This is a genomic window from Dechloromonas denitrificans (genome assembly GCF_001551835.1).
GTDB lineage: Bacteria > Pseudomonadota > Gammaproteobacteria > Burkholderiales > Rhodocyclaceae > Azonexus > Azonexus denitrificans.
The window spans coordinates 340,850-364,015 of sequence record NZ_LODL01000010.1; the positions used below are offsets into that span (position 1 = coordinate 340,850).

A 23,166-nucleotide genomic window follows, 5' to 3' on the forward strand; every position below is an offset into this window, starting at 1 on the left:
ATGACGCTTTTCGAGGCGTTGACCGCCGCCCGGCAGAAAATCGACCGGCTCGACGCGCGTCTGCTGCTGCAATACGCCACCGGCTGCTCGCACACCGATCTGCTGGCGCGCCCGGAAACGCCGGTCATCGCGCCGGCCTACGCGCAGTTTGCCGAATGGGTCGAGCGGCGGGCGGCCGGCGAGCCGCTGGCCTACCTGGTCGGCGAGGCCGAGTTTCGTGGTCGCGTTTTCCAGGTCTCGCCAGCGGTGTTGATTCCGCGGCCGGAAACCGAAGTACTGATCGATCTGGCGCTGGAAAAGCTGCGCGGCCTGACGGCGCCGAAAGTGCTCGATCTCGGCACCGGCAGCGGTATCGTCGCCATTTCGCTGGCCCTGGAATGCCCGGCAGCCGAGGTTCTGGCGGTCGACCTGTCAAAAGAGGCCATTTCCGTGGCGCGCAACAATGCCGGCCGGCTCGGGGCGAAGCTTGCCTTCTGCGCGAGCGACTGGTTTGCCGAACTGGCTGGCCAGCGTTTCGACCTGATCGTTTCCAACCCGCCCTACGTTGCCGAGGGTGACCCGCACCTGAGTCGCGACGGCCTGCCTTTCGAGCCGCAAATGGCGCTCAGCGACGGCGAGGCCGGCGGCAACGGCCTGGCCTGCATCCGCCGCATCGTCGCCGACGCGCCGGCCCATCTGACGGCGGGCGGCTGGCTTTTGTTCGAGCATGGCTACGATCAGGGCGCAGCCAGCCGGAACTTATTGCACGATGCCGGGTTCAAAGCCGCATCTACCTTTCCCGACCTGGCCGAGATCGATCGCGTCTCGGGGGGTCATTTGTAATCTGGAGAAAAAATGTCCGACGTTCAGCAACGCATCCACCAAACCGTGACCACCAACCCCGTCGTCCTCTACATGAAGGGTGACGCCCGTTTCCCGCAGTGCGGTTTCTCGGCCACGGCCGTGCAGATCCTCAAGCTGTGCGGCGTTAACGATTTCGTGACGGTCAATGTGCTGGCCGACGAAGAAATCCGCAATGGCGTCAAGGAATACGCCAACTGGCCGACCATTCCGCAGCTCTACATCAAGGGCGAATTCGTCGGCGGCTGCGACATCATGAAAGAGATGTACCAGGCGGGTGAACTGCAGACCATGCTGCAAGACATCGCCCAGGCTCAGGCCCAGGCCTGAGTTTTTCGCCGCGCCAAATGCCAGGCCCGCCAGTTCGGCGGGCCTTTTTCATGGGCGCGACCTGGCGCCTGCGGCCTAGATTTCAGTGACCGAGAACTCGATCGCGGCGCCGTCCTGGACGATGTCCTTGACCGCGCAATGGGTGATGCTCTCGAGAATGGCAGTTTTTTGTTCGGCCGTGAACTGTTCGGGGAAGCGCACTTCGGTCTTGAATTTGCCCAGGGTCAGCGGGCCGCCCGGGCCGGCAAACGGCTTGCAGTTGATTTCGATGCCGGCGGCCGGCACGCCCAGTTCCTTGCAGCTCTTCTTGGCAAAGACGGCGGCGCAGGCGGCCAGCGAGGCATAGAAGGCTTCCAGCGGGTTCATCAGGGAGCCATTTACGGCATAGTCTGCGGCGTGCTTGCCGGCATTGACGTGAATGAGCGGTGTGTTGTCGACAACGGTTGAATACATGCTGGTCTTCCTTGCTGTTGGTTTTATGGCGTCCGGGCGGGGGTTGCCTGCTTAAATATCAACACCATTGAATATAATAATTGGCTAATATATCGCAAGGCAAGGATTTCTTGATCGACGCCGCCCGCGGGCCGCGGGAGCGGTTGTTCTAGCGGGTGGCCAGGCGCTGGTTGGCCAGCGACAGGCGGCTGGCCAGCACTTCGGCGAAGCTCTGGTAGAAGTGCATGCGGCAGGCGGCGGAAGCCTGCTGCAGTGCTGTGCCGCTGACGCTGATGAGATCGGCGGCGTTCTGCGCCGTGATGTCGGCGCCGCGTAGCTGGTGCTGCCGGCCGATCACCGCCATCTCACCGAAGCATTCGCCCTTGCTCAGGATGTCGAGCATCTTGCCGCCCTTGCTGACCTTGAGGTTGCCGGCGGCGAGGAAGCAGAAAAAGTCGCCCGGTTCGCCGTCGCGCATGATTACGCTGCCGGGCGGCACGCGCTGCCATTGCGAGAAGCGCAGCACTTCCCAGATTTCGACGTCGCTGAATTCGGCGAAGAAGGGCATGGCGCGCAGGATGTCGAATTTCTCGGTATCGGCGAAGTCGCCGCCCGGTGTTTGCAACTGCCGGTCGCGCACCGCCTGCGTCAGGTCCTGGGCGAAGGCGCCCCAGCTCTGGTAGCGCGCGTTGCGGTCGCGGGCCATCGCCCGGCCGACGATCTGGTCGAGCACCGGCGGTAGCTCGGGGCGCAGGCTGGACGGCTGCGGCGGGTCGCCGTGGATGATCTGGTAGATCATCTTGTAATTGCTGTCGGCCTCGAATGGCAGGCGCCCGGTCAGCAGTTGGAACATGACGACGCCGAGCGAATAGATGTCGGTGCGGTGGTCGAGCGGGTTTTCCTGGACCTGTTCGGGCGACATGTAGCCCGGCGAGCCGATGCTGGTGACCTGGGTGCGCTCGGTCTGGCGGCTGATGATGGCGGTGCCGAAATCGGTGATCTTGATGTCCGATTCGCCGGTCAGCAGGATGTTGGCCGGCTTGATGTCGCGGTGCGTAATGCCGAGGCGGTGCGCGAAATCGAGGGCGCGCGTGCATTTGAAAATGAGCTCGACGACGCGGTCGACCGCCAGCAGGCGCCCCGGCCGGGCACGCTCTTCCAGCGTGCCGCCGGCGACATACTCCATGACGATGTAGCAGAGCTTGTCGGTGACCACCGCATCGTAGATCTGCACGATGTGCGGGTGGTTGAGCTGGCCGACCAGCGAGGCTTCGTTGAGGAAGAGATTGGTGTACAGGCGACCCCGCTTCGGGTCGTTGAGGACGGCGGGGCTGGCGACCTTGATCGCCACGTCGCGCTGGGCGAAGGGGTCGCGACCGAGATAAACGGTACTGGTCGCGCCTTCGCCGAGCTTTTGCAAAAGCTCGTACTTGCCGAGCTTCTCGATCATCGCCTGGCGCCAGTCTTGTTACAGGCGGCTGCGGGCCCGGGCGATGGCGGCCTTGACCTGGGCCGGCGCGGTGCCGCCGATGTGGTCGCGCGAGGCGAGCGAGCCTTCGACGGTCAACACCGCGAAAACATCGTTTTCCACTTGCGGGCAGAAGGCCTGCAGTTCGCTCAGGGAGAGTTGCGGCAGATCGACGCCCTTCGCTTCGGCCGCCTTGACCGCGTGGCCGACCGCTTCGTGCGCGTCACGGAAGGGCAGGCCCTTCTTGACCAGGTAGTCGGCGAGGTCGGTGGCGGTGGCAAAGCCCTGGGTCAGCGCGGCCTGCATGTTGTCGGCGCGGACGGTGATGCCGCCGGCCATGTCGGCGAAGATGCGCAGCGTGTCAGTGACGGTGTCCACGGCGTCGAACAAGGGTTCCTTGTCTTCCTGGTTGTCCTTGTTGTAGGCCAGCGGCTGCGACTTCATCAGGGTCAGCAGGCTCATCAGCTGGCCATAGACGCGGCCGGTCTTGCCGCGGGCCAGTTCCGGCACATCCGGATTCTTCTTCTGCGGCATGATCGACGAGCCGGTGCAGAAACGGTCGGCGATCTGGATGAAGCCGATGCGCGGGCTCATCCACATCACCAGTTCCTCGGACAGGCGGCTGATGTGCATCATCAGCAGCGCGCAGGCGGCGGTGAATTCGATGGCGAAGTCACGATCCGACACGGCGTCCAGCGAGTTTTCGCAAACGTAATCGAAGCCCAGTTCGGCGGCAACGAAGGCGCGGTCGATCGGGTAGGTCGTGCCGGCCAGGGCGGCGGCACCGAGCGGTAGGCGGTTGGTGCGCTTGCGGGCGTCGGCGAAGCGCTCGGCATCGCGGCCGAACATTTCGAAGTAGGCCAGCACGTGATGACCGAAAGTCACCGGCTGGGCGACCTGCAGGTGTGTGAAGCCGGGCATCGGCGTCGCTGCTTCCTTCTCGGCCAGGTCGACCAGCGCCGAGCGGAAGGCCTTGATCAGGGCCAGAATGTCATCGATCGAGTCGCGCAGGTAGAGGCGGATGTCGGTGGCGACCTGGTCGTTGCGCGAACGGCCGGTATGCAGGCGCTTGCCGGCGTCGCCGACGAGTGCAGTCAGGCGTTTTTCGATATTGAGGTGTACGTCTTCCAGATCGAGCGACCATTCGAAGGTGCCGGCTTCGATTTCCCCGGTGACGATGGCCATGCCGCGTTCGATGTCGGCCAGGTCGCCGGCGCTGATGATGCCCTGCTTGGCGAGCATCTTGGCGTGGGCCAGCGAACCGCGAATGTCCTGGCGCCACATGCGCTGGTCGAAATCGACGGAAGCGGTATAGCGTTTGACGAGATCGGAAACTGGCTCGGAGAAACGGCCGGCCCAAGTGTATTGCGTGGCGTTGGAAGTCATGACTCTGGTCTAGAATGGGGCAGTTAAGCGACGAATTGAACAACAATCCGCATCAAGAATGACAAGTATACGGCACTTTCCCGCGACTCACCCGCTGCCCGACTGGCGCAATTTCGGGGTGATGCTGCGCGTGCTGCTCGGCATCAATGCGCTGGCGCTGCTTGCCGCGCTCGTCCAAACGTCCGATCTGGCCGGCTGGCTGGGGCATTACGTCGAACTGGCCGCCATCGTCGAACCCTTGTTGCTGATCGCCCTCGGCCTGCTCTCGCTGGCCCGCGACCTGCTCTGGCGCCTGCCGCTGCGCCTCGGCCAGGCCCTGGTGCTGGCTTTGGCCGGCGGGCTGGCTGCCGGTTTTTTCCTGTACACCCGCGCCCTGTCGCTGATCGAAGGGAGCAGCGGCTGGCGCAGTGCCTTGCTGGCGATGGCTGCCGCCGCCTTGCTGCTCGGTTACTTCGAGTTGCGCTCGCGGGCTTTTTCGCCGGCCCAGACCGAAGCGCGGCTGGCGGCGCTGAATGCCCGTATCCGGCCGCACTTCCTGTTCAACTCGCTGAATGCCGTGCTGTCGCTGATCCGGGCTCGGCCGCAGCAGGCCGAGGCGGCGCTGGAGGCGCTCTCCGACCTCTTTCGCGCCGCGATGCGCGATCCGGGCGAATTGGTCAGCCTGGCCGACGAAATTTCCCTCGGCAAGCAGTATCTGGAACTCGAGCACCTGCGCCTCGGCGACCGCCTGGCGGTCGACTGGCAAATCGGGGCGGTTTCCCTGGATCTGCCGATTCCGCCGCTGATGCTCCAGCCGCTGCTCGAAAACGCCGTCTATCACGGCATCGAGCCGGCTCCGGAGGGCGGCACGGTGCAGGTCGTCATCGCGCAGCGCGGCGACGAACTGCACATCGCCATTGCCAATCCGACCGCCGGTCAGGCGCAGCATGCCGCCGGCAACCAGATGGCGGTGGCCAATATTCGCGAACGGCTGGCCCTGTATTACGATCTCGAGGCGCGGCTCGAAATTGTGGCCGGTGAAAACATTTATCAGGTTCGCATCATGCTGCCATGCCGCCGCCGGGTTCATCCGTGAGTCCCTTGAAAATCCTGCTGGTCGACGACGAGCCGCTGGCACGCGACCGCCTGCGCACCCTGCTCGGCGATATCGCCGGCCAGTTGCCGAGCGAAGTGGTCGGCGAGGCCGGCAATGGCCTGGCGGCGCTGGCCTTTTTGCGCGAGCAGCCGGTCGATGTCGTGTTGGCTGATATCCGCATGCCGGGCATGGACGGTATCGAGCTGGCCGGCCATCTCGGCAGCCTGGAGCAGGCGCCGGCCGTCATCTTCACGACCGCCTACGACAATTACGCGGTGCAGGCCTTCGATCTGAACGCAGTCGATTACTTGCTCAAGCCGGTGCGTGCCCAGCGCCTGCTGACCGCGTTGCAGAAGATCCCGGCCGTTCCCCACCTGGATCCCGCCCTGCTCGCCAGTATCGGCCGCGAAGTGCGGGGCGGCGGGCGCAGTCATCTTTCCTGCCACGAGCGCGGCCGCCTGTTGCTGGTCCCGGTCAATGAAATCCTCTACCTGAAGGCCGACCTGAAATACGTCACGGCGCGCACGGTAGAGCGCGAATATCTGCTCGATGATGCGCTGACCCATCTCGAAAGCGAATTTGCCGAGCGCTTCATCCGCCTGCACCGTGCCGTGCTGGTCGCCCGTGCTGCGCTGGCCGGCTTCGAGCGGGCGGCCGGCGACGATGCCGAAGCCTATGGTTGGGCGCTGCTGCGCGGCGTGCCGGAGAAGCTGCCGGTCAGTCGCCGGCAATGGGCGCCGGCCAAGGCGCTGGTCAAGAATTCCTGAATTTTTAACGAAAGCGAGTATGCCGGTGAGCCAGATCTGTCCGCATTGCAATTACGCCCGCAAAAGCAGCGATACGACGCCGGACTGGCAATGCCCGGCCTGCGAGAAAGCCTATGCCAAAGGCGGCAACAGTCTGCCGCCGGCCGGCTTTCGCCAGTACGGGGCGGCGGCCGAGCCGCGCCCAGGCGGGGCCGGCAAGTGGTTGCTGCTGTTGCTGGTGCTCGGCGTCGCCTTCTGGTTCGGCCGGCCGCTGTTCGAACAGCGTACTGCCCAAGCCGCGGCGGCCGTCGCCGCCAGTCAGCCCGAGGTGCTGCTCTATGCGACCGACTGGTGCGGGTACTGCAAGGCGAGTCGCGAATTTTTCTCGGCCAACGGCATCCGCTACATCGAGCACGATATCGAGAAGAGTTCGGTGGCGCTCGCCGAACACAAGAAACTGGGCGGTAACGGCGTGCCCTTGATCGTGGTCGGCGGCGAAGTGGTCAATGGCTACAACGAAGCGGCGCTGCGCCAACTGCTCGGCCCCTGGATCAAGGGCTGAGCATGGTCGGCAGCGCGCGGCGCCTGGCTCAGGCAGCGAAGGCGCGGGTTGGGGTAATGCTGTGTTCGCGCTGCAGGCGATTGATTTCGGCCCGCAGGGCGGCTTGCTGGCCGGCCGTGATCATGCGCTGGCCGGCCTGCCATTCAAACTGGATGTCGGCGGCGTGCACGCCGGCGCAATAGAGGGCATAGGCCATGTCGCGCAGTTCGGCGTGCGTAACTTTCTGGCCAGTGCTTAGTTCGGCAACAAATTCGTTCTTGAAGAACGCTACGGTTGCATTGGTTGTCATGATTTCACCTCGCATTGGCGTAGCTTAACCTGACCTGCTGCGCTTGCTTGTGGCGTATTGCACACTGGGCGGGATATTTCATTTTCTTCTCCATTATCTTTCCGTCTGTTGGTCGAGACCGCCCCGCCAGCCGTTGAAAAACGGCGTTTTGGGGCGGTCCACCGCAGGCATGGCAATGCTGCCGGCCTTAGCCGAGGGCGCGGTTGACGATTTCCAGCACATCGCGCGACAGGCCCTGATGGTCGCGGATGCTTTCCAGTGCCAGGCGGGCGTGTTTCTGGCGCTCGCCGTCGAACTTCTTCCAGCGGTCGAAGCAGCGCGCCAAGCGTGAGGCGACCTGCGGGTTCTTGCCGTCGAGTAGCTGGGTTTGCTCGGCCAGGAAGGCGTAGCCAGCCGGCGTGTGGAAGCGGGCGAGGTTGGCGCCGAAGTTGCGCAACAGCGCATAGACCTTGTTCGGGTTGCCGATGTCGAAGGCTGGGTGGCCGGTCAGGCGTTTGACGGTTGCCAGCGTATCCGGCAAACGGCTGCCGGACTGCACGGCCAGCCATTTGTCGACGACCAGGGCTTCGTGTTGCCAGCGCTGGTAGAACTCGGCGAGCGCCGTTTCGCGTTCGGTGCACTCGGTCTGGGCCAGTGCGGCGAGGGCGGCGAACTGGTCAGTCATGTTGTCGGCGCTGCGGAACTGCTGCAGCGCCAGTTGGCGAACGGCCGGCGTGTTCAGTTCGAGCAGATAGGCCAGGCAGGTATTGCGCAGGGCACGGCGGCCGGCTTCCTCGCTGCTTGGTGTGTAGGCACCGTGGGGGGCGAGGCCGGCGTAGAGGCCGGCGAATTCGCCCTCCAGTTGCTCGGCTAGGTGGCGGCGCAGGCTGTTGCGGGCGGCGTGCAGTGCATCGGGATCGACGATGTCGAGCGCTTCGGCCAGCGTCGATTCGCCGGGCAGGGTCAGGGCTTCGGCGACGAAGGCGGCGCCGCGCTCGGCTTGTGTTTGCAGCAGGCGACGGGCGGCGTCGACGAAACTGGCCGGCCAGACCGGCGCCTGGCCGGCGGCGATGGCCGCAGTGGCGTCGAGAATCAACGTCGAAGCCAGGCGCTGGCCGGCTTCCCAGGCATTGAACGGGTCGCTTTCGTGGGCCAGCAGCAGGGTCAGTTGTTGCGGCGTGTAGGCGTAGTCGAGGACGACCGGCGCCGAGAAGTCGCGCAGCAGCGAGGGCACCGGTTCGGCGGCAATGCCGTCGAAATGGAACTGCTGGCTGTTTTCGGTGAGCAGCAGCGTCCGGTCGCTACCCGCAATAATTTGGCCGCCAGCGTCAAACAGCGCGATACGGATCGGGATCAGGTAGGGATGATTGTCGCTGGCGCGCGGGTTGCTCTGCTTGATGTGCAGCGTATAGCGCCCGGTTTTTGCCTCGAAAACGCTGTCCACCGCCAGATGCGGCGTGCCCGGCTGGTTGTACCAGCGCATGAACTGCGTGAAGTCGAAACCGCTGGCGGCAGCCATGGCAGCGACGAAATCCTCGCAGGTGACGGCCTGGCCGTCATGGCGGCGGAAGTATTCGTCCATGCCGGCGCGGAAACCGTCGCGGCCGATCAGGGTCTGGATCATGCGGATGACTTCGGCGCCTTTTTCATAGACGGTCGAGGTGTAGAAATTGTTGATCTCGACAAAGCTGGCCGGCCGGATCGGATGCGCCATCGGGCCGGCGTCTTCCGGGAACTGGGCGGCGCGCAGGCCGCGCACTTCGCGGATGCGGGCGGTCTGCCGGTTGTGCAGGTCGGCACCGAATTCCTGGTCGCGGAAGACGGTCAGGCCTTCCTTGAGCGACAGCTGGAACCAGTCGCGGCAGGTGACGCGGTTGCCGGTCCAGTTGTGGAAATACTCGTGGGCGACGACGCGGTCGATATTTTCGAAATCGACGTCGGTCGCCACGTCGGCGCGGGCCAGCACGTACTTGGTGTTGAAGATGTTGAGGCCCTTGTTCTCCATGGCGCCCATGTTGAAATCGCCGACGGCGACGATCATGTAATGGTCGAGGTCGCATTCGAGGCCGAAACGTTCTTCGTCCCATTTCATCGACTTTTGCAGCGCGGCCATCGCGTGCGGGCACTGGTCGAGCTTGCCCGGTTCGACGTAGATGGCGAGCTGCACGCTGCGCCCGGAGGCGGTCTGGAAGGTGTCGAACAGGCCATCGAGCTTGCCGGCGACGAGGGCGAACAGGTAGGCCGGCTTCCTGAACGGATCATTCCAGGTTGCCCAGTGACGGCCGTCGGCTTCTTCGCCGCTGGCCACCGGGTTGCCGTTGGCGAGCAGCACCGGGTAGGTCGCTTTATCGGCGTGCAGCGTCACCGTGTAGGTGGACATGACGTCGGGGCGGTCGAGGAACCAGGTGATGCGGCGGAAGCCCTGCGCCTCGCACTGCGTGAAGTAGCCGTCCTTGGAGCGGTAGAGGCCGGAGAGACGGGTGTTGCGGTCGGGGTCGATGCGGACCACGGTGTGCAGCGTGAAGGCATCGGGCAGGTCGGCGATGGTCAGCGTCGTCGGTGTCGTCGAAAACGGCACTTTTTCACCGTCGACCGCAACGCTCAGCGTTTCCAGCTCTTCGCCATCAAGGACCAGCGGCTGGGCGGCAACGGCGGGGTTGCGGCGCATGGCCAGCGTCGCGCTGACCGTGGTGGCGCCAGTGGCGATGACGAAATCGAGATCAACCGTGTCGACCAGATAGGCGGGCGCGGTGTAGTCCTTGAGATAAATGGTCGGCGGGGTATCGGTTTTCATTATTTGACGAACGGTTGGGGAATACGCCCGATGATACGTCAAACCGCGCACCGGGGCGGCCATTGAGCCACCCCGGCTGGGGCTGCACTGCCGCGTTCAGGCGCGGGCGATTTCGCTTTCGATGGCGCCGACCAGTTCCGCAGCGTCGGGCACGATGTCCGGGGCGAAGCGCCGGACGACCCGGCCGCTGCGGTCGACCAGGAATTTCTCGAAATTCCAGACCACCTCGGGCGCCGCCGTCGGTTCGATCTTGTAGCCGCGCAGCATCGTTTCGACGGCGGCGCGGCCTTCGGTCTCGGGCTGGGCCGCGGTCAGATGCACGTAGAGCGGGTGCTTGTCCGGGCCGGTGGCGACCAGCTTGCTGTACATCGGGAACTGGACGCCGAAATTGGCCGTGCAGAAGGCCGCGATCTCGCTGTCGCTGCCCGGTTCCTGGCCGGCGAAATCGTTGGTCGGAAAGCCGAGTACGGCGAATTTCCGCTCGCCGTAAGTCTCGTGCAGCTTTTCCAGGCCGGCATATTGCGGCGTCAGGCCGCATTTCGAGGCGACGTTGACGATCAGCAGCACTTCGCCGGCGTGCTCGCGCAGGCTGGCGGCGCTGCCGTCGATTTTGTTCAGGGGGATGTCGTAGAGCGCTGCAGTCATGTTGATTTCCTTGTTGGGTTGGGCGTTCGCCGCGACCGGTTAGCGCCGGCTCAGCGCCGTTGCCAGACCTGCCAGCGTTCGCGGCCGGAAAATACCGGAATTGAATCGTCGACCGCGGCATCCTCGATGCGTTCGAAATTTGCGGCGAGCAAGGCGTCGAGTTCGCCCGGCAGGATGCCGAACGGCGGCCCTTTTGGCTGTTCGCAGAGGAAGAAGAAACCGGCCAGCCGGCCGCCCGGCGGCAGTAGTTCGGCGACGCGGCGGCCCCAGTCGGCCCACAGTTTGCGCGGTAGGGCGCAGAGGAAGGCGCGTTCGTAGATCAGTTGATAGGGGGCTGCCGGCGTGAACGTGAAAAAGTCTGCGCAGACCAGGTCGACCGCGACATCGGCGAGCACGGCGCGCGCCCGGTCGACGGCGACCGGCGAAAAGTCGAGCGCCGTCACCGGCCAGGCGCGTTCGGCCAGATGCACTGCCTCCCAGGCGCTGCCGCAACCGGGAATCAGCGTATTGACTGGGGCCGGCTGGCGGGCGATGAAGTCGGCCAGGGCGGTCGGCACCTTGCCGGCGTCCCACGGCGTGGTGCCTTCGCCGAAGCGTTTGCTCCAGAAATCCGGGTGTTCGGGGCGCTGCTCCGGTGGTTTGATCTGGGTCGGGGAGGGCGTCTGTTCGCTCATGCTAAGATTGCCCTCTTCGAAACCCTTGCTGCGTGCCGCTTCATGTCTGCTCCTTCCAAGATCATCATCGCTTCCCGCGAATCCCGCCTGGCCATGTGGCAGGCCGTGCATGTCCAGGGCCGTCTGGCCGACCAGAATCCGGGGGCTGAAGTCGTCATTCTAGGCATGACCACCAAGGGCGACCAGATTCTCGACCGGCCGCTCGCCGAAATCGGCGGCAAAGGCCTGTTCATCAAGGAACTCGAAGTGGCGATGCAGGAAGGCCGCGCCCACCTCGCCGTCCACTCGATGAAGGACGTGCCGATGGTGATGCCGGAAGGCTTCGTGCTGGCCGCCATCTCGGCCCGCGAAAACCCGCGCGATGCCTTCGTCTCGAACAAGTACAACGGCCTCGATGACCTGCCGGCCGGCGCCGTCGTTGGCACTTCCAGCCTGCGCCGCGAATCCATCCTGCGCGCCAAGTACCCGCAACTGGTCATCAAGAGCCTGCGCGGCAACCTCGATACTCGCCTGAAGAAACTCGACGCCGGCGAATACGACGCGATCATCCTGGCCGCCGCCGGCCTGATCCGCCTCGGCCTGGAAAATCGCATCAAATCGGTGTTGGCCGCCGAACAGTCGCTGCCGGCCCCCGGCCAGGGCGCGCTCGGCATCGAACTGGTCGATGGCGATGCGACGATGGCCGCCGTCGTCGCCCCCTTGAACGACCCGGAAACCGCCCACTGCGTCAAGGCCGAACGCGCCTTCTCGCGCGCCCTCGGCGGCAGCTGCCAGGTGCCGCTCGGCGGCTACGCCATCATCGACAACGGCCAGCTCTGGCTGCGCGGTTTCGTCGCCACCGTCGACGGCAGCGAAATGGTCAGTGCTGAACTGCGCGGCAATCCGGCCGATGACGAAAAGCTCGGCCTGCAACTGGCGGCCGAACTGCGCGCCAAGGGCGCCGACGCCATTCTGGAAAAGCTCGCCCACTGCAAATGAGCCAGCCCGGCCCGCTCGCCGGCAAAACCATCGTGGTCACCCGGCCGCGGGCGCAGGCCGCGCCCCTGGCCGCGGCCATTGCCGAGGCCGGCGGCATGCCGCTGCTCTTCCCCTTGCTCGAAATTTCACCGGCCGGCGACCCGCAGCCGCTGGCCGCCGCCATCGCACAGCTCGCCGCGTACCGTCTGGCCGTCTTCATCAGCCCGAATGCCGTCGACTACGCGGTGCCGGCCATGCTGGCCCGCGGTCCGTGGCCGGCCGGACTGATTCCGGCTGCCGTCGGCCAGGGCACGGTGAAGGCCCTTGCCGGGCTGGGTATTGACGGCTGCATCGCGCCGAGCACGCGTTTCGATTCCGAAGCCCTGCTCGAATTGCCGGAACTGGCCGCAGCGCAGATCGCCGGTCGGCGAGTCGCCATCTTTCGCGGCGACGGCGGCCGCGAATTGCTGGCCGATACCTTGCGCCAGCGTGGGGCGACCGTCGATTGCATCACCTGCTACCGCCGTTCCGGCCCGGCTGACGGCATCGCGCCGCTGCTCGCCGCCTGGCGCGCCGGGCGGCTCGATGCGCTGACCGTGTCGAGCAGCGAAGGCCTGCGCTATCTGGTCGATCTGCTCGACGCCGAAGGCCGTGCCTTCCTGCAAAAAACCCCGCTTTTCGTGCCGCATGCCCGCATTGCCGAAAATGCCCGGGCCCTCGGCTTGAGCAAGATTATCCTGACCGAAGCCGCCGACGCCGGCCTGCTTGCCGGCTTAGGTGCTTATAATTGGGCGGCATGATGCCTGATAACGAACAAACCCCCGCTCCGAATATGAACTTGCCCGCCGCGCTCCCCGCGTCCCCTCGCTCCTACCGGCAAAACCTGACCCTGCTGATCGCCGTCGTCGCCCTCGGCCTGGCCGGCTGGCAGTGGCTGGAAACCCGCCAGAAACTGGCCGACACGCAGCAGGAAGTGACGCGCCGGCTGGCCGAAGCCGAGGCCGGCAACCAGGAAGAGCGCGGCGCCCAGAAGCAGTTGCGCGAGCAGATCGAAGACCTGCAATCCCGCCAGGGCGCCTTCGAAGGCAAGCTCAACGAATTCCAGGGCCAGAGCGTCGCCCTGCAAAGTCTTTACCAGGACATCGCGCGCAGTCGCGAAGAGGCGCTGCTGCTCGAAGTCGAACAAGCCATCACATTGGCCGGGCAGCAACTGCAACTGGCCGGCAACGTGCCGGTTGCGCTGCTCGCCCTGCAAACCGCCGATGCCCGTCTGGCCCGCCTCGACCGATCCGCTTACCTGCCCTTGCGCAAGGCGCTGGCCAAGGATATCGAGCGCCTGAATGCGCTGCCTTTCGTCGATCAGGCCGGGATCAGCCTGCGTCTCGAACAGGTCGTGCTGGCCGCTGAGCGCTTGCCGCTGGCTAGCTACGGTCGCCCCTCGGAAAAGGCCGAAAATGCCCCAGCGCCGGCCGCCGAGCCGTGGTGGCAGGGCGCCGGCCGGCAGCTCTGGCAGGAGATCAAGGGCCTCGTTCGCATCCAGCGTTTCGATGGTACCGATCCCGCCTTGCTCGCCCCCGGCCAGGAATTTTTCCTGCGCGAAAACCTCAAGCTGCGCCTGCTTAATGCCCGGCTCGCCCTGTTCTCGCGCGATCAGACGACTTTTCGCAACGAGCTCAAGCAGGCCCAGAGCTGGCTCGGCCGCCATTTCGTTGTCGACGACAAGGCGGTGCAGGCCGCCCAGGCCACCCTCGGGCAGATGGCTGGCGTCGCGCTGAACAGCGATCTGCCCAACCTCAGCGAAACCCAGGGCGCTTTGCGCACCCTGCGTGGCGGTAAGGAAAAGCGGTGAAGGGCCTGTTCTGGTTGGTTGCGCTGTTTGCGCTGGCCGTAGCGGTGGCGCTCGGCGCCAAGCTCAATGACGGCTACGTCTTGCTGGTCTTGCCGCCGTGGCGGGCCGAGATCTCGCTGAATCTGCTGATCCTGGCACTGCTCGCCTCGTTTGCTGCCTTCTACGCCCTGCTGCGCGGCCTGGCGCTGACTTTGGGGTTGCCTAAGCGGGTCAGCGAATACCGCGCCCAGCGGCAACGCGAAAAGGCCGGCCTGGTTTTCCAGGATGCGGTTCGCCTGTTGTTCGAAGGCCGCTTTGGCCAGGCCCTGAAAAAAGCCAGCGAGGCGCATGCTGCCGGTACGGCGCCGGGCTTGTCGGCCCTGATCGCGGCGCGGGCGGCGCAGCGCATGCGCGAATCGGAAAAGCAGCAGGGCTGGATGGAGCGCGCCACGCTGGACGATCCGCGCACCGAAGCGGCGACGCTGATGCTGGAAGCCGAGATGATGAACGAGGCGCGCCGTTTCGACGAGGCGCTGCTCGCGCTCGAGCGCCTGCAGGCCAAACAGGGACGCCATATCGCGGCCTTGCGTCTGGAGTTGCGGGCGCGGCAGGGGGCGGGCGACTGGGATGGCGTGCTCAAGCTGGCCCGCCAGCTCGACAAGCGTGCTGCGCTGCCTGCCGAAGTGGTCCGCGAAGTCCGGACCCAGGCGCATCTGGGCAATATCGCCAAACGGGGCGCCGATCAGGGCTTGCTGACCGCCTACCTGCGCGCCCTGCCGGCCGAGGAACGTAGTCAGCGCGTCGTGCTCGCCGCCGCCCGGGCCCTGGTCGCGCTGGGCGCCGAAAGCGAAGCGCAGAAACTGATCGAGGCGGTACTCGATACTGCCAGCAACGACGAATGGCAGCCTGAGCTGGTGGCGATCTACGGTCGCCTGACCGGCGGCGAGCAAACGGCGCGTATCGCCAAGGCCGAAGGCTGGCTCCGCAAGCATCCCGAAGATGCCCGACTGCTCAAGGCGCTGGGCCGGATGTGCCTGCGCCAGCGGCTGTGGGGCAAGGCGCAAAGCTATCTGGAAGCCTCGCTGGCGGTGCGCGATACGCCGGAAGGGCATCTCGAACTGGCTCGCCTGTTCGATCAGCTGGAACGGCCGGAAGAAGCCAACAAACACTACCGGGCCAGCGCCAAACTCGAAGCGCGCTAGGTTCCATAAAAAGGGAGCGGAGGGGAAATGCTGAATATCGACATGCGCAAGATCTACAATTTTTATCCGGTCGAGCCGGCGCCCGAGCCGGGCAGCCTGCCGACCGGCGGCGATCTTTATTACGAGTGCCTCGATTGCACTGCTGTCGTCAATTCGGTGCCCCACATCAAGGCAGCCTGCGTCTGCGGCAATCTGGCCGGTGGCGGCGGCAAGCTGGCGGTAAAAGACCCGGCACGGGTCCGGGTCGTCAGGGGCAAGCTGAAGTAAGGGGCGACGCCCCCGGGCTTAGGCCCAGTCCTGCGGCTTGAGGAAAACTTCGTAGAGTTCGGCTTCCGGCGTGCCGGCGGCCGGCTGCCAGTCGTAGCGCCATTTGACGATCGGGGGCAGCGACATCAGGATCGACTCGGTGCGCCCGCCCGACTGCAGGCCGAACAGCGTGCCGCGGTCCCAGACCAGGTTGAATTCGACATAGCGACCACGGCGATAGGCCTGGAAGTCGCGTTCGCGCTCGCCGTAGGGTATTTCACGACGCTTGGCCAGCACCGGCAGGTAGGCCTCGGTGAAGGCGTTGCCGACCGCCTGGGTCAGGTCGAAGCAGCGCTCGAAGCCGCCTTCGTTGAGATCATCGAAAAAGACGCCGCCGACCCCACGCGGTTCGTTGCGATGCTTCAGGAAGAAGTAGTCGTCGCACCACTTCTTGTATTTCGGGTAAACGGCGTCGCCGAACGGGGCCAGGGCGTCCTTGCAGGTCTGGTGAAAATGCGCCACATCCTCGCGTCGACCGTAGTAAGGCGTCATGTCCATGCCGCCGCCGAACCACCAGACATCGTCCTCGCCCGGTTTGCTGGCAACGAAGCAGCGGACGTTCATGTGCGCCGTCGGACAGTAGGGATTGCGCGGATGCAGGACCAGCGAGACGCCCATCGCTTCCCAGGCGCGCCCGGCCAGTTGCGGGCGGACGGCGGTGGCCGAGGCGGGCAGCGAAGATCCGGTGACGTGCGAGAAATTGACGCCGCCACGCTCGAAGAAGCCGCCTTCCTCGATCAGCCGCGAAATGCCGCCGCCGCCTTCCGGGCGTTCCCAGGAATCAGTGCGGAAAGGCTGGCCGTCGAAGGCTTCGAGTTCAGCGACGATGCGGCTCTGCAAGCCGGTGAAGAAATCCTTGAGGCGGGTAGTGTCCATTGAGTCTCCGGAAATGAAAAACGGGCGGCTCATCTACCAAATGAGCCGCCCGTCAGAGTCGGTTGCGCCGTAATGGTTCAGCGGCTGATCGCCCGGTGGCCGATGTCCTTGCGGAACTGCATGCCGTCAAAATGAATCTGGACAGCCGATTCGTAAGCCAGTTTCTGGGCCAGCTTGATGTTTTCGCCGAGTGCCGTGACGCACAGCACGCGGCCGCCGCTGGTGACGACCTTGCTGTCCTGGTTGGCGGTGCCGGCATGGAAGACATGAGCATCTTCACCGAAGCTGTTGCCGTTCGGCAGGCCGGTGATCTGGTCGCCCTTGCGCGGGGTGTCCGGGTAGTTGGCGGCGGCCAGCACGACGCCCAGCGCGATGCGGCGGTCCCATTCGGCTTCGACCTGGTCGAGCGTGCCGTTGATGCCGTGCTCCAGCAGATCGACGAAATCCGACTTCAAGCGCATCAGGATCGGCTGGGTTTCCGGGTCGCCCATCCGGCAGTTGAATTCCAGCGTCTTGACGCTGCCATCCTTGCCGATCATCAGGCCGGCGTAGAGGAAGCCGCTGAACGGAATGCCGTCGGCCGCCATGCCGCGCACGGTGGGCAGGATGATTTCGCGCATCGCCTTGGCGTGCACTTCCGGCGTGACCACCGGGGCCGGCGAGTAGGCACCCATGCCGCCGGTGTTGGGGCCGGTGTCGCCGTCGCCGATCCGCTTGTGGTCCTGGCTGGAGGCCAGGGCGAGCACGTTCTTGCCGTCGACCATGACGATGAAGCTGGCTTCCTCGCCGTCGAGGAATTCCTCGATGACGACGCGGGCGCCGGCATCGCCCAGCTTGTTGCCGGACAGCATGTCGTCGATCGCGGCATGCGCTTCTTCCAGCGACATGGCGACGACAACGCCCTTGCCGGCAGCCAGGCCGTCGGCCTTGATGACGATGGGAGCGCCTTTCTGGTCGATGTAGGCGTGGGCTGCGGTCGACTCGGTAAACGTGGCAAATTCCGCGGTCGGGATGTTGTGGCGGGCCATGAAGCGCTTGGCGAAATCCTTGGAGGATTCGAGCTGGGCGGCTTCCTTGGTCGGGCCGAAGATCTTCAGGCCGCGGGCTCGGAAAACGTTGACCACGCCAGCCGCCAGTGGCGCTTCCGGGCCGACGACGGTGAGGTGGATCTTGTTCTGCTCGGCGAAATCAGCCAGCGCTTCCGGGTCGGTGATGTTGAGGTTTTCCAGCTCGTGTTCGCGCGCCGTACCGGCGTTGCCGGGGGCAACGTAAACCTTCTGCAGGCCGGGCGTCTTGGCCAGGCGCCAGGCCATGGCGTGCTCGCGGCCGCCGGAACCGATTACCAGTAGTTTCATGGCTGATCTCTTCGAGTGTGCTTGTTATTAGTGACGGAAGTGACGGTTGCCGGTGAAGACCATGGCCAGGCCATGTTCGTCGGCGGCGGCGATGACTTCCTCGTCGCGCATCGAACCACCCGGCTGGATGACAGCCTTGGCGCCGGCTTCGGCCAGCACGTCGACGCCGTCACGGAACGGGAAGAAGGCATCCGACGCGACGACTGAACCCTTGAGTTCGAGGCCGGCGTGCTGGGCCTTGATGCTGGCGATCTTGGTCGAATCGACGCGGCTCATCTGGCCGGCACCGACACCGAGCGTCATGCCGTTGCCGCAGAACACGATGGCGTTCGACTTGACGAACTTGGCGACACGTTCGGCGAAGAGCAGGTCTTCGATCTGCTGCGCGGTCGGCTGCACCTTGGTGACGATCTTCAGGCCGGAGGCCTGCGCTGTGAAGTTGTCCGGCGTCTGGACCAGCAGGCCGCCACCGACACGCTTGAATTCCAGCGCGTTGAGGGCGCGGGAGATCGGCACGACGAGGACGCGCAGATTGGCCTTGGCGGCCAGCGCGGCCTTGGCTTCGGCGGTGAAGGAGGGGGCAATCAGGACTTCGACGAAGTGCTTGCGCTCGTTCATGGCGTTGACCACGTCGATGCCAACTTCGCCGTTGAAGGCGATGATGCCGCCGAAGGCCGAGGTCGAGTCGGTCTTGAAGGATTTTTCGTAGGCGCCGAGCAGGGTGCCGTCGATGGCCACGCCACAGGGGTTGGCGTGCTTGACGATGACGCAGGCCGGGGCATCGAAGGTCTTGACGCACTCCCAGGCGGCATCGGAGTCGGCGATATTGTTGTAGGACAGTTCCTTGCCCTGCAACTGCGTGTAGGCGGCGATGCTGCCGGCGACCGGATTGGTGTCGCGGTAGAAGGCGGCGCTCTGGTGCGAATTCTCGCCGTAACGGAGGATCTCGGTACGGTCGAAAGCCAGTTGCAGCTTGGCCGGGAAGGTGGCCGGTGTCGGGGCAGCTTCAGCCGGCTTGGCTTCGGCACCTTCGTCGAGGCCGGTCAGCCAGTTGGCGATCATGCTGTCGTAGCGGGCGGTATGCGTGAAGGCCTTCTTGGCCAGGCCGAAACGGGTCGCCAGTTGCAGGGCGCCGGCATTGGCCTGCATTTCGGCGAGCAGCGGCTGGTAGTCTTCCGGATCGGTGACGATGGCGACGCCAGCGTAATTCTTGGCCGAGGAGCGGACCATGGCCGGACCGCCGATGTCGATGTTCTCGATCGCGTCTTCCAGGGTGACGCCATCCTTGGCGATGGTGGCGGCGAACGGATAGAGGTTCACGCAGACCAGATCGATCATCGGAATGCCGTGCTGTTCGATGGTCGCCATGTGCTCAGGCAGATCGCGGCGGGCCAGGATGCCGCCGTGTACCTTCGGGTGCAGGGTCTTGACGCGACCGTCGAGCATTTCCGGGAAGCCGGTGTAGTCGCCGATTTCGGTGACGGCCAGGCCGGCGTCACGCAGCATCTTGGCGGTGCCGCCGGTGGACAGCAGCTTGACGCCTTGGGCGGCGAGGCCCTGGGCAAATTCAAGAACGCCGGTTTTATCGGAGACGGAAATCAGTGCTTGCTTGATGGTCATGGCGATTACAGTAGTTGATGTTCGGTAAGTTTCTTGCGCAGGGTGTTGCGGTTGATGCCGAGCATCTCCGCGGCCAGCGTCTGGTTGCTGCCCGCCTTGGCGAGCACTACTTCGAGCATCGGCTTTTCGATGCTGCGTAGAACCATGTCATAAATCGCGGCGGGTTTTTCGCCGTCGAGGTCACGAAAGTATTGTTCCAGCGAGTTCGTGACACATTTCCCCAAATCCTGTTGGCTCATGCTGCCAACGCCTCCTCTGAATTGTATTTTAGGTGTGCATGCTCTGCCGCGAGTTGGCAGAAAAAGTCGTTTACCGCCTGCATCTGTTGTTCGATGCTGGGCAGAACGTTCATTTCCTTGCGGAAGGCCGCCGAGCCGACCAGCCCCTTGGTGTACCAGGAGATGTGCTTGCGGGCGACCTTGAACCCCGTTTCCGGGCCGTAGAAAGCGTAGAGGTCTTCGAGATGCGCCAGCAGGATGCTGTGGATCTCCTTGACCTCGGCCGGCGGCAGGTGCTCGCCGGTTTTCAGATAGTGCTCGATTTCGCGGAACAGCCAGGGGCGGCCTTGGGCGGCGCGGCCGATCATGACGCCGTCGGCGCCGGTGACGTCGAGGACGTGCTTGGCCTTTTCCGGTGTCGTGATGTCGCCGTTGGCGATGACCGGAATCTTGATCAGCGTCTTGACCATGGCGATGGTGTCGTACTCGGCTTCACCGGTGTATTGCTGGCAGCGTGTCCGGCCGTGGATGGCGACGGCACGGACGCCAGCGCTTTCGGCAATGCGCGCGATGGTCGGCGCGTTGCGGTTGGCCAGGTTCCAGCCGGTACGGAATTTCAGCGTTACCGGCGTGTTCGGGATGGCGCCGACGACGGCGTCGAGGATCTTGCCGACCAGTTCCTCGTCCTGCATCAGGGCCGAGCCGGCCATCACGTTGCAGACCTTCTTGGCCGGGCAGCCCATGTTGATGTCGATGATCTGGGCACCATTATCGACGTTGTGGCGGGCGGCCTCGGCCATCATGGCCGGATCGGCGCCGGCGATCTGCACCGAAATCGGCGCCACTTCCCCGGTGTGATTGGCCCGGCGCAAGGTCTTGGCGCTGCCGTAGAGGAGGGAATTGCTGGTCACCATTTCGGAAACAGCCAGTCCGGCGCCCATTTTCTTGCACAGTTGGCGGAAGGGGCGATCGGTGACGCCGGCCATCGGCGCGACGAACAGGTTGTTGCGAAGGGTGAAGCCGACAAATTCCATGGGCGCGAAAAGACGAGGCAGGGGGGGTTCGGGGAGGGGGCGAATTGTACCGCAGTGGCCGCTTAAAAAATAGTCAAAGCCGGCCGAAAATATGTCCGGCCGGCGCTATGTTGACTGTTGATTTAATGGCCTTTCAGTGCATAGATGCCAGGTGCGTTGCGCCAGTAACCTTTGTAGTCCATGCCGCAGCCGAACAGGAAGCGATCCGGGATGTCCAGGCCGCTGAAATCGGCGCGCATGCCCGGTGACGCCTTGCGCTCGTGCACCTTGTGCACAAGGACGGCGGTCGACACGCGGGCGGCACCTTCTTCCAGCAGGTGCTGGCAGATCGCCTGCAGGGTGTGGCCTTCATCGAGGATGTCGTCGATGACCAGGACGCTGCGCCCTTTCAGGTCGTGCGCCGGGCGCACGCGCCAGTCGAGCAGGCTGTTGCCTTCGAGCTGGTGGCCGTAGCGGCTGGCGTGCAGGTAGGAGACTTCGAGCGGGAAGGCGAGGCGGGCAAGCAGGCGGCCGGCGAAGATCAGGCCGCCGTTCATCACGCAATAGACCAGCGGGTTCTGCTCGGCCAGTTCGGCGGTAATGGCGGCCGCCAGGCGATCGAGCGCGGCGTCAACCTGTTCGGGGCTGGCCAGGCAGTCGGCTTCGGCCAGGGCGCGGCGGATTTCTTCGAGATCGGTAGTCATGGTTCAGTGTCCGGCAAAGTCGCAAACGGTAAAGACCGGCAGGCCGGCGTCCTTGAGCAGTTTCGAGCCGCCCAGTTCGGGCAGGTCGACAATCGCCGCCGCTTCGACGACGGTTGCCTCCAGGCGCTGGAGCAGGCGGGCGGCGGCCATCATCGTGCCGCCGGTGGCGATCAGGTCGTCGATCAGCAGCACACGCTGGCCGGCGGCGACGGCGTCGGTATGGATTTCGACGGTGGCGTTGCCGTATTCGAGTTCGTATTCCTCGGCGACCGTGGCGAAGGGCAGCTTGCCCTTCTTGCGGACCGGGATGAAGCCGCGGTTCAACTGGTGGGCGACGACGCTGCCGAGAATGAAACCGCGGGCGTCGATGCCGGCCACCAGGTCGATTCCGGCGTTCATGTAGCGCAGCACGAAGGCCTCGACGAGCAGGCGGAAGGCGCGCGGATCCTGCAGCAGCGGCGTGATGTCGCGAAACTGGATGCCCGGGCTGGGCCAGTCGGCGACGGTGCGGATGCGCTGGCGCAGGAAGGCGGTGTCGAACAGCGGGTCGGTGGTCATGGCGGTAGCCTCAGAGCAGGGCGAACTTGGCGATGAAGGCGGCGGCGATCAGCGCCACGGTCGGTGAGAGGTCGCGTGAGCGGCCGGCCAGCAACTTGATCGCGACGTAGGAGATGAAGCCGAAGGCGATGCCGTTGGCGATCGAGAAGGTGAACGGGATGGTGATGGCGGTGACGACGGCCGGCGTCGCTTCGGTCAGGTCGTCCCAGTCGATTTCGGCCAGGCCGCGCGACATCAGGATGGCTACGTAGCACAGCGCCGGGGCGGTGGCGTAGGCCGGCACGGTGCTGGCCAGCGGGGCGAAGACGACGGCGGCGAGAAAAAGCAGGGCGACGACGACGGCGGTCAGGCCAGTGCGACCGCCGGCCGCGGTGCCGGCCGCCGATTCGATGTAGGCCGTGGTCGACGAGGTGCCGAGGCAGGCGCCGGCGGTGATCGCCAGCGAGTCGGCGAGCAGCGCCTTCTTCAGGCGGGGCAGGCGGCCGTTGGCATCGAGCAGGCCGGCCCGGTGGCAGACACCGATCAGCGTGCCGGAGGCGTCGAACAGTTCGACGATGAAGAAGGTCAGGACGACGGTGAGCAGGCCGGCATTGAGCGCGCCGGCCAGGTCCATCTGCAGGAACGTCGGAGCCAGCGAGGGCGGCGGCGCGACGACGCCGTGGAATTCGGTCAGGCCCAGGGCGACCGAGGCGGCCGTCACCGACAGAATGGCGATGATGATGGCGCCCGGCACTCGGCGGTATTCGAGGCCGACGATCAGCATGAAGCCGGCCGAGGCGAGCAGCGGGCCCGGCGTGTGCAGGTCACCGAGGGTGAGCAGGGTGGCGGGATGGGCGGTGATCAGGCCGGCATTTTTCAGGCCGATGATGGCGAGAAAGAGGCCGATGCCGGCCGAGATTGAGTATTTGAGCGAGGTCGGGATGGCATTGACGATCCACTCGCGGACCCGGAACAGGCTGACGGCGACAAAGAGCAGGCCGGAAATCAGCACGGCGCCGAGTGCCGCCTGCCAGGTGTAGTGCATGCCCTGGACGACGGTGAAGGCGAAATAGGCGTTGAGGCCCATGGCCGGCGCCAGCGCCACCGGGTAATTGGCGTACAGCCCCATGATGCCGGTGCCGATGGCGGCGGCCAGGCAGGTCGCGACAAAGACCGCATCTTTCGGCATGCCGGCGGCCGAGAGAATGTCGGGATTGACGAAGACGATGTAGGCCATGGTCAGGAAAGTGGTCAGACCGGCGAGTAGCTCGGTACGGACCGTGGTGCCATGGGCTTGGAGCTGGAACAGGCGTTCAAGCACGGGGATGCT

The 23,166-nt window shown here is 65.0% G+C and carries 25 protein-coding genes; 10 read left to right on the forward strand and 15 right to left on the reverse strand.

The genetic code is table 11. The features are described from left to right. Positions 1-822, forward strand: coding sequence for a peptide chain release factor N(5)-glutamine methyltransferase (gene prmC / locus AT959_RS05850; RefSeq protein WP_066881587.1), 822 nt, complete (start codon positions 1-3; stop codon positions 820-822). Between the two features lie 12 nt (positions 823-834). Next, on the forward strand, positions 835-1,170 hold the full coding sequence (gene grxD / locus AT959_RS05855; protein WP_066881588.1) for a Grx4 family monothiol glutaredoxin: 336 nt from the start codon (positions 835-837) through the stop codon (positions 1,168-1,170). Between the two features lie 75 nt (positions 1,171-1,245). On the opposite strand, the gene AT959_RS05860 is transcribed toward grxD, so the two are convergent. From AT959_RS05860 to argH, 3 genes are all read right to left on the reverse strand, one after another. Beyond that, positions 1,246-1,623, reverse strand: coding sequence for an OsmC family protein (locus AT959_RS05860; protein WP_066881590.1), 378 nt, complete (start codon positions 1,621-1,623; stop codon positions 1,246-1,248). A 148-nt stretch (positions 1,624-1,771) separates the two neighbouring features. Then, positions 1,772-3,052, reverse strand: a complete 1,281-nt coding sequence (locus AT959_RS05865; RefSeq protein ID WP_066881591.1) for a serine/threonine-protein kinase — start codon at positions 3,050-3,052, stop codon at positions 1,772-1,774. Positions 3,053-3,070: 18 nt separating this feature from the next. After that, the gene (argH, locus tag AT959_RS05870) at positions 3,071-4,456 is read right to left on the reverse strand and encodes an argininosuccinate lyase (protein ID WP_066881592.1); all 1,386 of its coding nucleotides are present in this window, start codon (positions 4,454-4,456) and stop codon (positions 3,071-3,073) included. 58 nt (positions 4,457-4,514) lie between these two features. On the opposite strand from argH, the gene AT959_RS05875 reads away from it, so the two are divergent. The 3 genes from AT959_RS05875 to AT959_RS05885 are packed head-to-tail and all read left to right on the forward strand — an operon-like array spanning position 4,515 to position 6,839. Next, positions 4,515-5,531: a sensor histidine kinase gene (locus tag AT959_RS05875; protein WP_066881594.1), complete on the forward strand. Its 1,017-nt coding sequence runs from the start codon at positions 4,515-4,517 to the stop codon at positions 5,529-5,531. Beyond that, complete coding sequence (locus AT959_RS05880; RefSeq protein WP_066881597.1) at positions 5,507-6,298, forward strand: LytR/AlgR family response regulator transcription factor; 792 nt, start codon at positions 5,507-5,509, stop codon at positions 6,296-6,298. The genes AT959_RS05875 and AT959_RS05880 overlap by 25 nt, the downstream gene beginning before the upstream one ends. 25 nt (positions 6,299-6,323) lie before the next feature. Continuing rightward, entirely contained in the window at positions 6,324-6,839 is a 516-nt protein-coding gene (locus AT959_RS05885) for a glutaredoxin family protein (RefSeq protein WP_066881752.1), read from the forward strand. Between the two features lie 28 nt (positions 6,840-6,867). Here AT959_RS05885 and AT959_RS05890 read toward each other — a convergent pair whose 3' ends face one another. From AT959_RS05890 to AT959_RS05905, 4 genes are all read right to left on the reverse strand, one after another. After that, positions 6,868-7,128 (reverse strand): hypothetical protein, encoded by a 261-nt coding sequence (locus AT959_RS05890; protein ID WP_066881599.1) that lies wholly within the window; start codon positions 7,126-7,128, stop codon positions 6,868-6,870. A gap of 187 nt (positions 7,129-7,315) precedes the next feature. Further along, a complete protein-coding gene (gene pepN / locus AT959_RS05895; protein WP_066881603.1) occupies positions 7,316-9,901 on the reverse strand; it encodes an aminopeptidase N in 2,586 nt (861 codons plus the stop codon). Between the two features lie 96 nt (positions 9,902-9,997). Next, positions 9,998-10,546, reverse strand: coding sequence for a glutathione peroxidase (locus AT959_RS05900; protein WP_066881605.1), 549 nt, complete (start codon positions 10,544-10,546; stop codon positions 9,998-10,000). A 50-nt stretch (positions 10,547-10,596) separates the two neighbouring features. After that, positions 10,597-11,220, reverse strand: coding sequence for a methyltransferase domain-containing protein (locus tag AT959_RS05905; protein WP_066881606.1), 624 nt, complete (start codon positions 11,218-11,220; stop codon positions 10,597-10,599). 42 nt (positions 11,221-11,262) lie between these two features. Between AT959_RS05905 and hemC the strand changes: the two genes are divergently transcribed. Genes hemC through AT959_RS05930 form a run of 5 tightly spaced genes read left to right on the forward strand, consistent with a single transcriptional unit; the run spans position 11,263 to position 15,474 of the window. Continuing rightward, positions 11,263-12,198 (forward strand): hydroxymethylbilane synthase, encoded by a 936-nt coding sequence (hemC, locus tag AT959_RS05910; RefSeq protein ID WP_066881608.1) that lies wholly within the window; start codon positions 11,263-11,265, stop codon positions 12,196-12,198. Then, positions 12,195-12,977, forward strand: a complete 783-nt coding sequence (locus AT959_RS05915) for a uroporphyrinogen-III synthase (RefSeq protein ID WP_066881610.1) — start codon at positions 12,195-12,197, stop codon at positions 12,975-12,977. The genes hemC and AT959_RS05915 overlap by 4 nt, the downstream gene beginning before the upstream one ends. Before the next feature lie 32 nt (positions 12,978-13,009). Next, positions 13,010-14,026, forward strand: coding sequence for a uroporphyrinogen-III C-methyltransferase (locus AT959_RS05920; RefSeq protein ID WP_240481748.1), 1,017 nt, complete (start codon positions 13,010-13,012; stop codon positions 14,024-14,026). Then, the gene (locus AT959_RS05925; protein ID WP_066881612.1) at positions 14,023-15,207 is read left to right on the forward strand and encodes a heme biosynthesis HemY N-terminal domain-containing protein; all 1,185 of its coding nucleotides are present in this window, start codon (positions 14,023-14,025) and stop codon (positions 15,205-15,207) included. Before AT959_RS05920 ends, AT959_RS05925 begins: the two co-directional genes overlap by 4 nt. 27 nt (positions 15,208-15,234) lie before the next feature. Then, on the forward strand, positions 15,235-15,474 hold the full coding sequence (locus tag AT959_RS05930; protein WP_066881614.1) for a hypothetical protein: 240 nt from the start codon (positions 15,235-15,237) through the stop codon (positions 15,472-15,474). 18 nt (positions 15,475-15,492) lie between these two features. On the opposite strand, the gene hemF is transcribed toward AT959_RS05930, so the two are convergent. The 8 genes from hemF to AT959_RS05970 all read right to left on the reverse strand — a co-directional run bounded on the left by hemF (position 15,493) and on the right by AT959_RS05970 (position 23,157). Then, entirely contained in the window at positions 15,493-16,389 is an 897-nt protein-coding gene (hemF, locus tag AT959_RS05935; RefSeq protein ID WP_066881616.1) for an oxygen-dependent coproporphyrinogen oxidase, read from the reverse strand. Positions 16,390-16,466: 77 nt separating this feature from the next. Beyond that, positions 16,467-17,744, reverse strand: a complete 1,278-nt coding sequence (gene purD / locus AT959_RS05940) for a phosphoribosylamine--glycine ligase (protein WP_066881618.1) — start codon at positions 17,742-17,744, stop codon at positions 16,467-16,469. Positions 17,745-17,771: 27 nt separating this feature from the next. Beyond that, positions 17,772-19,364, reverse strand: a complete 1,593-nt coding sequence (gene purH / locus AT959_RS05945) for a bifunctional phosphoribosylaminoimidazolecarboxamide formyltransferase/IMP cyclohydrolase (RefSeq protein WP_066881620.1) — start codon at positions 19,362-19,364, stop codon at positions 17,772-17,774. Positions 19,365-19,369: 5 nt separating this feature from the next. After that, positions 19,370-19,603, reverse strand: coding sequence for a Fis family transcriptional regulator (locus tag AT959_RS05950; RefSeq protein ID WP_066881622.1), 234 nt, complete (start codon positions 19,601-19,603; stop codon positions 19,370-19,372). Further along, positions 19,600-20,616, reverse strand: a complete 1,017-nt coding sequence (dusB, locus tag AT959_RS05955; protein ID WP_066881624.1) for a tRNA dihydrouridine synthase DusB — start codon at positions 20,614-20,616, stop codon at positions 19,600-19,602. The genes AT959_RS05950 and dusB overlap by 4 nt, the downstream gene beginning before the upstream one ends. 122 nt (positions 20,617-20,738) lie before the next feature. Further along, the gene (locus tag AT959_RS05960; protein WP_066881626.1) at positions 20,739-21,299 is read right to left on the reverse strand and encodes a hypoxanthine-guanine phosphoribosyltransferase; all 561 of its coding nucleotides are present in this window, start codon (positions 21,297-21,299) and stop codon (positions 20,739-20,741) included. Between the two features lie 3 nt (positions 21,300-21,302). After that, positions 21,303-21,857 carry an adenine phosphoribosyltransferase gene (locus tag AT959_RS05965; RefSeq protein ID WP_066881628.1) on the reverse strand — a complete coding sequence of 185 codons (555 nt, stop codon included), beginning with the start codon at positions 21,855-21,857 and terminating at the stop codon, positions 21,303-21,305. Positions 21,858-21,867: 10 nt separating this feature from the next. Then, the gene (locus AT959_RS05970; RefSeq protein WP_205629836.1) at positions 21,868-23,157 is read right to left on the reverse strand and encodes an NCS2 family permease; all 1,290 of its coding nucleotides are present in this window, start codon (positions 23,155-23,157) and stop codon (positions 21,868-21,870) included. Positions 23,158-23,166 lie beyond the last annotated feature (9 nt).

Excerpts from the sequence above, each read along its gene's own strand:
- AT959_RS05860 (WP_066881590.1), bottom strand. The coding sequence starts at position 1,623 with ATGTATTCAACCGTTGTCGACAACACACCGCTCATTCACGTCAATGCC.
- AT959_RS05915 (WP_066881610.1), top strand. The coding sequence starts at position 12,195 with ATGAGCCAGCCCGGCCCGCTCGCCGGCAAAACCATCGTGGTCACCCGG.
- AT959_RS05965 (WP_066881628.1), bottom strand. The coding sequence starts at position 21,857 with ATGACCACCGACCCGCTGTTCGACACCGCCTTCCTGCGCCAGCGCATC.
- AT959_RS05905 (WP_066881606.1), bottom strand. The coding sequence starts at position 11,220 with ATGAGCGAACAGACGCCCTCCCCGACCCAGATCAAACCACCGGAGCAG.
- pepN (WP_066881603.1), bottom strand. The coding sequence starts at position 9,901 with ATGAAAACCGATACCCCGCCGACCATTTATCTCAAGGACTACACCGCG.
- grxD (WP_066881588.1), top strand. The coding sequence starts at position 835 with ATGTCCGACGTTCAGCAACGCATCCACCAAACCGTGACCACCAACCCC.
- AT959_RS05930 (WP_066881614.1), top strand. The coding sequence starts at position 15,235 with ATGCTGAATATCGACATGCGCAAGATCTACAATTTTTATCCGGTCGAG.
- AT959_RS05960 (WP_066881626.1), bottom strand. The coding sequence starts at position 21,299 with ATGACTACCGATCTCGAAGAAATCCGCCGCGCCCTGGCCGAAGCCGAC.
- purD (WP_066881618.1), bottom strand. The coding sequence starts at position 17,744 with ATGAAACTACTGGTAATCGGTTCCGGCGGCCGCGAGCACGCCATGGCC.
- AT959_RS05890 (WP_066881599.1), bottom strand. The coding sequence starts at position 7,128 with ATGACAACCAATGCAACCGTAGCGTTCTTCAAGAACGAATTTGTTGCC.
- hemF (WP_066881616.1), bottom strand. The coding sequence starts at position 16,389 with ATGGACACTACCCGCCTCAAGGATTTCTTCACCGGCTTGCAGAGCCGC.
- prmC (WP_066881587.1), top strand. The coding sequence starts at position 1 with ATGACGCTTTTCGAGGCGTTGACCGCCGCCCGGCAGAAAATCGACCGG.
- hemC (WP_066881608.1), top strand. The coding sequence starts at position 11,263 with ATGTCTGCTCCTTCCAAGATCATCATCGCTTCCCGCGAATCCCGCCTG.
- AT959_RS05920 (WP_240481748.1), top strand. The coding sequence starts at position 13,010 with ATGAACTTGCCCGCCGCGCTCCCCGCGTCCCCTCGCTCCTACCGGCAA.
- AT959_RS05950 (WP_066881622.1), bottom strand. The coding sequence starts at position 19,603 with ATGAGCCAACAGGATTTGGGGAAATGTGTCACGAACTCGCTGGAACAA.
- AT959_RS05900 (WP_066881605.1), bottom strand. The coding sequence starts at position 10,546 with ATGACTGCAGCGCTCTACGACATCCCCCTGAACAAAATCGACGGCAGC.
- purH (WP_066881620.1), bottom strand. The coding sequence starts at position 19,364 with ATGACCATCAAGCAAGCACTGATTTCCGTCTCCGATAAAACCGGCGTT.
- AT959_RS05875 (WP_066881594.1), top strand. The coding sequence starts at position 4,515 with ATGACAAGTATACGGCACTTTCCCGCGACTCACCCGCTGCCCGACTGG.
- argH (WP_066881592.1), bottom strand. The coding sequence starts at position 4,456 with ATGACTTCCAACGCCACGCAATACACTTGGGCCGGCCGTTTCTCCGAG.
- AT959_RS05865 (WP_066881591.1), bottom strand. The coding sequence starts at position 3,052 with ATGATCGAGAAGCTCGGCAAGTACGAGCTTTTGCAAAAGCTCGGCGAA.
- dusB (WP_066881624.1), bottom strand. The coding sequence starts at position 20,616 with ATGGAATTTGTCGGCTTCACCCTTCGCAACAACCTGTTCGTCGCGCCG.
- AT959_RS05880 (WP_066881597.1), top strand. The coding sequence starts at position 5,507 with ATGCCGCCGCCGGGTTCATCCGTGAGTCCCTTGAAAATCCTGCTGGTC.